Below are 9,732 nucleotides of genomic sequence, written 5' to 3' on the forward strand. Positions count from 1 at the left end.
CATCGTGTTGAAACTGTTGGCTCATTTCAGGATTCCGCTCAAAGCGACCCGGGTCAGGGAGGCGCTGGACAACTGGACAGGCGAGTCAGGTTCGCGAACAGCCCACTAGTATATAGAGGGGGGGATCGGCACAATAGCCGAGCCTATATGGCATTGTGAAACTACTGTGATGGAAAAGAGCTGACGCTTCGTCGGATGTTTTTTTGGTCGATTTGGCGACAACTGAACTGTATCGTGGATTTAACAGTCTTTTTCGCCGCACGGTCGCACAATGTCGGTTCATGCAGCTATAAATATTTGGAACTTTTGCCAAAGGCCCAAGATCAATAGACGGTTGCCTGATTCAAGGGACAGTGTCGGCTTCAGCGCGGGATCTGCTTTGGATCCTTGCCGGCGAAACCGATGACAAGATTATTCGCGCAGCCGGGGAATCTCGCGCTGCGTTTTTCGTGCGTGCCGATCAGAGCCCGCAGGAAACTTGCCTGGAGGGGGAGAACTTTTGCGAAAAGCCCGAGTCTATGTTTGCAAGTCCGGACGTTTAGTTGTGCAAGCCTCCTTCGAGCTTATCGAGGAGTGTTCATGCTAACCCAGGAAGAGGATCAGCAGCTGGTCGAACGCGTTCAACGCGGCGACAAGCGAGCGTTCGATCTGCTAGTGCTGAAATACCAGCACAAAATTCTCGGGTTGATCGTGCGTTTTGTGCACGACACCCATGAAGCCCAGGATGTGGCACAGGAAGCCTTTATCAAGGCCTACCGTGCACTAGGAAATTTTCGCGGAGACAGCGCGTTTTATACGTGGCTTTACCGCATCGCCATCAACACGGCGAAGAACTATCTGGTTTCACGCGGCCGCCGGCCGCCGGATAGCGATGTCAGTTCCGAGGATGCAGAGTTCTACGATGGCGATCATGGCCTCAAGGATCTCGAGTCGCCAGAACGGGCTTTGCTGCGGGATGAGATCGAAGGCACCGTCCATCGAACCATTCAGCAACTGCCGGAAGATTTGCGTACGGCTTTAACTTTACGTGAATTCGATGGTCTGAGTTACGAGGACATTGCGAGCGTCATGCAATGTCCGGTGGGCACCGTGCGCTCCCGGATCTTCCGCGCCCGGGAGGCCATCGATAAAGCCCTGCAGCCGTTGTTGCAGGAAAACTAAAGACAGCGGCGACAGCCAAGAGAGGAACGCCATGAGTCGTGAAGCCCTGCAGGAATCGCTGTCCGCAGTGATGGATAACGAAGCGGACGAATTGGAATTGCGTCGGGTACTCAGTGCCTGTGACGATGTTGAAACTCGTGAAACGTGGGCTCGTTATCAGATCGCTCGGGCAGCAATGCACAAGGATCTGCTGCTTCCACGTCTGGACATTGCTGCGGCCGTTTCGGCAGCCCTGGCTGACGAAGCCGTACCGGCAAAAGCCACTCGTGGTCCATGGCGCAGCCTGGGTCGTCTGGCTGTCGCTGCTTCGGTAACGGTTGCCGTACTGGCGGGCGTTCGCCTGTACAACCAGGACGAGATCGCCGGTGTCGAACTGGCTCAACAGTCCAGCCAACAGAATCTGGCCGCTCCTCAAGTCAAGGGCCCGGCTGTTCTGGCAGGCTACAATGAGAGTTCGGAAGCCACTGGTCCAATGGCCAACGGCGTATTGCAGGGTCAGCCAGGCTGGCACGATCAGCGTCTGCCAAGCTACCTGCGCCAACATGCTCAACAGGCTGCATTGAAGGGCACTGAGAGCGCTCTGCCTTACGCTCGTGCCGCAAGCCTGGAAAACCGTTAAGGAGGATCATGCGCGCCAAACCTCTACTTTCGCTTCTGCTCGGTGGCTGGTTCGTTGTTCCAGCCCACGCCGATGAAGCCCAGGACTGGTTGACCCGTCTTGGTCAGGCCGAGCAACAGCAAAGCTTCTTCGGTACCTTCGTCTACGAGCGTAACGGTAGTTTTTCTACCCATAACATCTGGCACCGCGTCCATGATGGAAAAGTCCGCGAGCGTTTACTCCAGCTCGACGGATCGGCTCAGGAGGTTGTGCGCGTTGATGGTCAGACACAATGTGTCAGCGGCACCCTGATAACAGGGCTTGGGGACTCTCCCAATTCCGCCGCTCGTGCACTTGATCCACAAAAGCTCAAGAATTGGTATGACCTTGCGGTTATCGGCAAGTCGCGTGTTGCCGGGCGTTCAGCGGTAATTGTGTCTTTGACGCCTCGCGACCAGCACCGCTACGGTTTTGAGTTGCACCTGGACAAGGAAACCGGGCTGCCACTCAAGTCGTTGTTGCTCGATGACAAGGGGCGCCTGCTTGAGCGATTCCAGTTCACGCAACTGGACACCGCTGATGTTCCGTCCGATCGCGATTTGCAGCCCGGCAGCGATTGTAAGGCGGTCAACCTCGACAGTGACAAGGCTTCGGCGGTGAAGACAGCCCAGGCCTGGCATTCAGACTGGTTGCCACCCGGATTCGAGCTGACCAGCAGCACGGTACGCAAGGATCCCGAGACCAAAACCCAGGTCAATAGCCTGATGTATGACGATGGTCTGGCGCGTTTTTCTGTATTCCTTGAGCCATTGAACGGCGCTGCCGTCACTGATACCCGCACTCAGTTGGGGCCAACGGTGGCTGTATCCCGGCGATTGACCACTGCGCAAGGTGAAATGATGGTGACGGTAGTGGGTGAAATTCCGGTCGGCACCGCTGAACGGATAGCCTTGTCCATGCGCAACGACGCCACTGCAACCAAGCAGTGAGCTGCAGTCGAAATGTTTCGTGAGCATTTCAGTTTGCAAATCCCCCCAAAATTTTTTATAGGTCAGAGCCCCTCGGCTCTGGCCTTGTTTGTTGTTCCCGGAACAAAAATACCGGCGTATCTTTCTCGGTGTTCCTTGATCCATATCGCTTAACCATGCTCGTCGTAACGGGAGCCGTATGTCGATACCACGCTTGAAGACTTATCTTTCCATTTTTGCCACCGTGCTGGTGCTCGGTCAGTCGGTCGCTGCACAAGCAGTCGAATTGCCTGACTTTACGCAACTGGTTGAACAGGCGTCGCCCGCGGTCGTGAACATCAGTACCACGCAGAAGCTGCCGGATCGTAAAGTGAACCAGCAGATGCCTGACCTTGAAGGCTTGCCGCCAATGCTGCGCGAATTCTTCGAGCGCGGCATGCCGCCGCAACCGCGATCGCCGCGCGGCGATCGTCAGCGCGAAGCCCAATCCCTGGGTTCGGGTTTCATTATCTCGCCAGATGGCTACATTCTGACCAACAACCATGTGATCGCTGACGCTGACGAAATTCTTGTGCGTCTTGCCGATCGCAGTGAAATGAAAGCCAAACTGGTCGGTACTGATCCTCGCTCCGACGTGGCGTTGCTGAAAATCGAAGGCAAGGATCTGCCGGTTCTCAAACTCGGCAAATCCCAGGATCTGAAGGCCGGTCAATGGGTTGTGGCGATCGGTTCGCCGTTCGGTTTTGACCACACCGTCACTCAAGGCATCGTCAGCGCCGTCGGTCGTAGCCTGCCGAATGAAAACTATGTGCCGTTCATTCAGACCGACGTGCCGATCAACCCGGGCAACTCCGGTGGTCCGTTGTTCAACCTCAACGGGGAAGTGGTTGGCATCAACTCACAGATCTACACCCGTTCCGGTGGTTTCATGGGCGTGTCGTTCGCGATTCCAATCGACGTGGCCATGGACGTTTCCAATCAGCTCAAAAGTGGCGGCAAAGTCAGCCGTGGCTGGTTGGGTGTGGTGATTCAGGAAGTGAACAAGGATCTGGCCGAGTCGTTCGGCCTGGAAAAACCGGCCGGTGCGCTGGTTGCCCAGATCCAGGATGACGGTCCGGCTGCCAAGGGTGGTCTGCAGGTGGGTGATGTGATTCTGAGCATGAACGGTCAGCCGATCGTCATGTCCGCCGATCTGCCGCATCTGGTGGGTGCACTGAAATCGGGGTCCAAGGCTAATCTGGAAGTGATCCGCGAGGGTAAGCGCAAGAACGTCGAACTGACGGTCGGAGCCATTCCTGATGAAGACAAAGAACTTGATGCATTGCCGAAGTCTGGTGCAGAGAGCAGCAGCAATCGCCTGGGTGTGTCGGTTGTCGAGTTGACCGCGGAACAGAAGAAAACCTACGACCTCAAAAGTGGCGTGGTGATCAAGGAAGTGCAGGAAGGTCCTGCCTCGATGATCGGTCTGCAACCGGGTGATGTCATTACTCACCTGAACAACCAGGCGATCGAGTCCACCAAGCAATTCACTGACATCGCCAAGGCGCTGCCGAAGAATCGTTCGGTGTCGATGCGTGTATTGCGTCAGGGGCGCGCCAGCTTCATCACCTTCAAACTGGCTGAATAAACCGGTTGCAGGTTGAACAAAAAAACCGCCTCGAAAGAGGCGGTTTTTTTATACGGGTTTCAAATTATCCCATCATGTCCTTGATCATGCGCTCCTGCTCCATCAGCTCTCGCTGGCGGGCATCGATACGTGACGACAGTGGGAAGTTGGTGCCAGCCTTGCGCTTGGCGAAGTCCAGTTGCTGGATGGCCTGGCGGTAGTCGCCGACCAGCGCGAAGTATTCGGCCCGTGCCTGATGCAGGCCGATGATGTTGCCCGACAAGCCGCGCGTTTCTGCCACCTGATACCACACGTCCGGATCGTCCGGGCGTGACTTGAGCAGGCCTTCCAGCGCTTTTTCGGCGTCCGCGGCGCGGTTTTGTTTCAGCAGCAGATCGACACGCACCTGGTTCAGTGGATAGTTGCCGGGGTATTGAGTCAGCATCCGGTCAACCCGCGTTTGCGCGTCGGCCAGCCGATTGTTGGTGATATCCAGATCAATCTGCGCGAGGTTGTAGATGATCTCGTTTGGCGCCTTGGCCAACAACAGCTTGAGATTTTCCCGTGCCTCGTTCAATTGGCCGCCCTTGACCTGGGCGATGGCCAGGCCGTAGCGAGCAACATCGCTTTTCGGGTTTTCATCCAGCTGGGCACGGAAGCGCTTGGCACCCAAACCTGGCGTTTCCTCATAGATCAATTGAACGCGAGCGCGAATCAATTGATAACGCAAGGTGTCTTCGATACCACCCTGTGGCGCCTGTTCGGCGCGGTTGCGGGTGTCCGCGATCCGCGATTCAGTAACCGGGTGAGTCAGCAGGAATTCCGGTGGCTTGGCATCAAAACGGTACTGCCGCCCCAGGCGCTCAAACATGGAGGGCATCGAGCGCGGATCGTATCCGGCTTTTTCCAGGTTGAGGATGCCGATACGGTCGGCTTCCTGTTCGTTCTGGCGAGAGAAGCGCCGTTGTTCCTGGATCGCCGCCGCCTGCGTACCCGCAATGGCCGCGATCCCGGCATCACCGGCACCGGCTGCGGCAATCACGATACCGGCCAGCAGCGCGGCCATCATCGGCACTTGCATGCGTTGTTGTGCTTCAACGCCACGGGCAAAGTGGCGCTGCGACAAGTGAGCCAGTTCGTGCGCCAGTACCGAAGCGTATTCGCCTTCGCTCTGGGCGTTGAGGAACAAACCACCGTTGACCCCGACAATGCCGCCGGGTGCTGCGAAAGCGTTAAGTTGTGGACTGTTGATCAGGATGAACTCAAGACGCCGGTCATTGACCTGGCTGGTTTCGACCAGGCGATAAACGCTGGATTCGACGTAGTCCTTGAGTTGCGGGTCGTTGAGTTGTGACACCTGGCTGCGCAAAAGCGCGAGCCAGGCACGGCCCAGCTGGTATTCCTGCTGCGGCGAGACAATGGCAGAACTGGCGTCGCCGAGTGACGGCAGGTCGTCGGCGAAGCCCGGTGAGGCGAGCAGGCAAGCGAGCGTCAGCAGGGTAGGGCGCAAAAAAGTCATGCACAAAGCCTTAGTCGACAAAGAGCTTACTGTAGCCGGACACCAGCCCTGCGACCAGATATTCTAGGCAACTCGACTACCCGACCCGGAGTAATGCAATGATCGATGCTGTAGCCCATGACGTTGAGCTGGACGCCAGCGGCCTGAATTGTCCGTTGCCGTTGCTCAAGGCCAAGATGGAACTCAATCGGATGGCCAGTGGCGCGATACTCAAGGTCATTGCCACCGATGCGGGCTCGCAGCGCGACTTTCGCACCTTTGCCCGATTGGCCGGTCATACGCTGCTTCGTGAAGAAGACGAGGCGGGCGTTTACCGTTACTGGTTGAAAAAAGCCTGAAACCTGCGGCATTTGTTCTTAAGGATTATTGATGTTCAAAGTGTTACGCGACTGGATTCAGCGCTATTTCTCGGATGAAGAAGCAGTGGTGTTGGCGGTGCTGCTGTTTCTTGCGTTCACCGCGGTCCTCACCCTGGGCGGCATGCTGGCGCCAGTGTTGGCCGGGATGGTGCTGGCCTACCTGATGCAAGGGTTGGTGGTGGCGCTCGAACGGATGCGCGTGCCGGGCTGGGTGGCGGTGGGGCTGGTTTTTGCCTTGTTCATGGGGGTGCTGCTGGTATTCATCGTGGTGGTCGTGCCGCTGCTTTGGCATCAATTGATCACGTTGTTCAATGAATTGCCGGGCATGCTCGCCAAGTGGCAATCGCTATTGTTGTTGTTGCCCGAGCGTTACCCGCATCTGGTATCCGACGAACAGGTGCTGCGGGCCATCGAAGCGGCGCGGGGCGAGATCGGAAAATTTGGCCAGTGGGCACTGACGTTCTCGCTATCGAGCCTGCCGTTGCTTGTGAATATCATGATCTACCTGGTCCTGGTGCCGATCCTGGTGTTCTTCTTTCTGAAGGATAGAGCCATGATCGGCCAGTGGGTGCGTGGCTACTTGCCACGCGAGCGGGCATTGATCACCCGGGTCGCCCATGACATGAACCGACAGATCGCCAACTACATTCGCGGCAAGGTCATCGAGATCTTCATTTGCGGTGGCGTGACCTACATCGCCTTCGTTGTTTTGGAACTCAACTACGCGGCGCTGTTGGCATTGCTGGTGGGAATTTCGGTAGTGGTGCCTTATGTCGGCGCCGTGGTGGTGACCGTGCCGGTGTTTCTGATTGCACTGTTCCAGTGGGGCTGGAGCGATGAATTCATCTACTTGATGGCGGTGTACGGGATCATCCAGACGCTGGATGGCAACGTACTGGTGCCGCTGCTGTTCTCCGAGGCAGTCAACTTGCACCCAGTGGCGATCATCTGTGCAGTGCTGCTGTTTGGCGGGCTGTGGGGGTTCTGGGGGGTGTTCTTTGCCATTCCCCTGGCGACACTGTTCAAGGCGGTGCTGGACGCGTGGCCGCGCAAGGAGCCGGTCGTGGCGCCACTGCTGTAGATTGTGGTGAAACGAAAAAAGATCGCAACCTGCGGCAGCTCCTGCGGGATTGGGTTCGATGCGCATAAACGGCGACGAACTCTATTCTTGCAGGACCATGGGCTGCGATCTTTTTGGTATCAGGCCTTGTTCAGCGCCTGAGCGGCAGCCAGCACGGCATCAACATGCCCCGGCACTTTCACGCCGCGCCATTCCTGACGCAGGACGCCATCCTTGTCGATCAGGAATGTACTGCGATCCACGCCCATGTATTCCTTGCCGTAAAGCTTCTTCAGCTTGATCACGTCGAACAGCTGGCAAAGCGCTTCTTCCTTGTCGCTGATCAGCTCGAACGTGAACGCCTGCTTCGCCTTGAAGTTCTCGTGGGACTTCAGGCTGTCGCGAGAAACCCCGAACACTTCGGTATTGGCGGCTTTGAAAGCCTGCAGTTGATCGCGAAAGCCCTGACCCTGGGTCGTGCAGCCCGGTGTGCTGTCCTTTGGATAGAAGTAGATCACCACTTGCTTGCCTTTGAGGTTCGCCAGGCTGACGGTCTGCCCGCTGGTGGCGGGTGCTTCGAAGTCGGCAACCGGTTGGTCGATGGCAACGGCCATGAAAAGCTTCCTTACATTGGGTTCTGTGGACGCCACGGTTCGATCAGGGCATCCAGGTTCAGCGCGTCGGCGAAGTCCAGGAACTGATCGCGCAGCCAGCTGATTTGCACGCCGGCCGGCAACGTCACGGTAAATGTGGCATTGAGCATGGTCCCGCCGGTCTGCGGTGCCTGATACGTGTCGCAGGTCAGGTTTTCCAGCTCGACGTTGTGATCCATGAAGAACTGGCACAACTCGTTGATGATGTCGGAACGGTAGGCCGAACTGACATAAGCAACATAAGGCAGGGCCTGGGGACGATTCTCCAGAGCCGCGCTGCGTACCACGTTGACGGTAAAGGCGTGCCGTTTGGCCAGTACCGGCAGGCTGCCTTCCAGGCGTGCCAGGGCATCCCAGCTGCCGGAGACTTCGAGAACCAGCGCACTGCACTCGCCATGACGGGTCAGGCGGGAGGTGACCACGGCGCAGCGGTTTTCATGGCTGGCACGGCACAGGACGTTGGTCAGCTCCATGGGGTTGGCGCCGAGGGCACTGATGACAAGGAATTGTTCGCGAACTGTGGGGGTGGACATGCAGCATTCCTAAAGCGATGAGCGGTCGGTACTTCTATCGGCTCGTTCTGCCGGGAGTGAGCCTGCGAATGCGGATTCAGAAAGCTCCGGGCGCAGGCTGCAACGTGCTCCAGTATGGCAGGAGCGGAGGGTGGCAACGCTGGGACGGGGCTTGTGATGCCGAAATTGGAGGCTCGAACCCGATGTACGAGCTTGTCAGTATCGATCAAAGTCTGAAGGGTAGCGAAAAGCGACGCCAAGGGGAATGGCGGCAGCGCAGTACTTCGCTTGTACAAGCATCTTGGCGCCAGTACCATTACCGCTCTCTTTTTCCGGCAGGAGCGGTTTCATGATTGCGGGCAGTATGGTGGCACTGGTCACACCCATGGATGCACAAGGGCGTCTTGACTGGGCCAGCCTCAGCAAGCTCGTGGATTTCCACCTCGAGAACGGCACCCATGCCATTGTCGCAGTCGGAACTACCGGCGAGTCGGCAACCCTTGATGTCGAAGAACACATTGCCGTCATCAAAGCCGTGGTCAAGCAGGTCAACGGTCGCATTCCGGTGATTGCCGGTACCGGCGCCAACTCGACTCGCGAAGCCGTCGAGCTGACCCGTAACGCCAAAGAGGCCGGCGCCGACGCCTGCCTGCTGGTCGTGCCGTACTACAACAAGCCGACCCAGGAAGGCCTGTACCAGCACTTCAAGCACATTGCCGAAGCCGTCGACATCCCTCAGATCCTCTACAACGTTCCTGGCCGCACTTCCTGCGACATGCAGGCCGAGACCGTCATCCGCCTGTCCACCGTGCCGAACATCATCGGCATCAAGGAAGCGACTGGCGATCTGAAACGCGCCAAAGCCATCCTCGATGGCGTCAGCAAGGATTTCATCGTCCTGTCCGGTGATGATCCGACCGCTGTCGAGCTGATCCTGCTGGGCGGCAAGGGCAACATCTCGGTGACTGCCAACGTCGCTCCGCGCGAAATGGCCGATCTATGCGAAGCCGCTCTCAAGGGCGACGCCGCGACCGCCCGTGCAATCAACGAAAAACTGATGCCTCTGCACAAAGACCTGTTCATTGAAGCCAACCCGATTCCGGTGAAGTGGGCTTTGGTTGAAATGGGCCTGATGCAGGAAGGCATTCGCCTGCCGCTGACCTGGCTGAGCGCACCTTGTCATGAAACGCTTCGCACGGCCCTGCGCCAGTGCAGCGTCCTGGTTTAATTGAGGAAGTACTACGCATGAAGCGAATGGCCGGACTTTCCGCACTTGCCTTGATTATCTCCAGCACC

Annotated in this window: 10 protein-coding genes; 7 read left to right on the forward strand and 3 right to left on the reverse strand. The window is 57.4% G+C overall.

The window, feature by feature from the left end; all coding sequences use genetic code 11:
• The first annotated feature begins 579 nt into the window (after positions 1-579).
• The 4 genes from rpoE to D8V06_RS29760 all read left to right on the forward strand — a co-directional run bounded on the left by rpoE (position 580) and on the right by D8V06_RS29760 (position 4,354).
• On the forward strand, positions 580-1,161 hold the full coding sequence (rpoE, locus tag D8V06_RS29745) for an RNA polymerase sigma factor RpoE (RefSeq protein ID WP_003172477.1): 582 nt from the start codon (positions 580-582) through the stop codon (positions 1,159-1,161).
• A gap of 31 nt (positions 1,162-1,192) precedes the next feature.
• Entirely contained in the window at positions 1,193-1,780 is a 588-nt protein-coding gene (locus D8V06_RS29750; protein WP_056856020.1) for an RseA family anti-sigma factor, read from the forward strand.
• Positions 1,781-1,788: 8 nt separating this feature from the next.
• Positions 1,789-2,748 carry a MucB/RseB C-terminal domain-containing protein gene (locus D8V06_RS29755; RefSeq protein ID WP_130932376.1) on the forward strand — a complete coding sequence of 320 codons (960 nt, stop codon included), beginning with the start codon at positions 1,789-1,791 and terminating at the stop codon, positions 2,746-2,748.
• Positions 2,749-2,926: 178 nt separating this feature from the next.
• Positions 2,927-4,354 carry a DegQ family serine endoprotease gene (locus D8V06_RS29760; protein WP_056856018.1) on the forward strand — a complete coding sequence of 476 codons (1,428 nt, stop codon included), beginning with the start codon at positions 2,927-2,929 and terminating at the stop codon, positions 4,352-4,354.
• Between the two features lie 64 nt (positions 4,355-4,418).
• Here D8V06_RS29760 and D8V06_RS29765 read toward each other — a convergent pair whose 3' ends face one another.
• A complete protein-coding gene (locus D8V06_RS29765; protein ID WP_056856017.1) occupies positions 4,419-5,852 on the reverse strand; it encodes a M48 family metalloprotease in 1,434 nt (477 codons plus the stop codon).
• Positions 5,853-5,950: 98 nt separating this feature from the next.
• On the opposite strand from D8V06_RS29765, the gene D8V06_RS29770 reads away from it, so the two are divergent.
• Entirely contained in the window at positions 5,951-6,190 is a 240-nt protein-coding gene (locus D8V06_RS29770; RefSeq protein WP_056856016.1) for a sulfurtransferase TusA family protein, read from the forward strand.
• A gap of 31 nt (positions 6,191-6,221) precedes the next feature.
• A complete protein-coding gene (locus D8V06_RS29775; RefSeq protein ID WP_056856015.1) occupies positions 6,222-7,292 on the forward strand; it encodes an AI-2E family transporter in 1,071 nt (356 codons plus the stop codon).
• 119 nt (positions 7,293-7,411) lie between these two features.
• Here the strand turns inward: D8V06_RS29775 and D8V06_RS29780 are convergent, their stop codons facing one another.
• A complete protein-coding gene (locus D8V06_RS29780) occupies positions 7,412-7,885 on the reverse strand; it encodes a peroxiredoxin (protein WP_056856014.1) in 474 nt (157 codons plus the stop codon).
• 11 nt (positions 7,886-7,896) lie between these two features.
• Entirely contained in the window at positions 7,897-8,457 is a 561-nt protein-coding gene (locus D8V06_RS29785; protein WP_056856013.1) for a glycine cleavage system protein R, read from the reverse strand.
• A gap of 328 nt (positions 8,458-8,785) precedes the next feature.
• Here D8V06_RS29785 and dapA point away from each other — a divergent pair, with 328 nt between their 5' ends.
• Positions 8,786-9,664, forward strand: coding sequence for a 4-hydroxy-tetrahydrodipicolinate synthase (gene dapA, locus D8V06_RS29795; RefSeq protein ID WP_056856012.1), 879 nt, complete (start codon positions 8,786-8,788; stop codon positions 9,662-9,664).
• The last annotated feature ends 68 nt before the right edge of the window (positions 9,665-9,732 follow it).

Source organism: Pseudomonas sp. Sample_24 (assembly GCF_004307605.1).
Lineage (GTDB): Bacteria > Pseudomonadota > Gammaproteobacteria > Pseudomonadales > Pseudomonadaceae > Aquipseudomonas.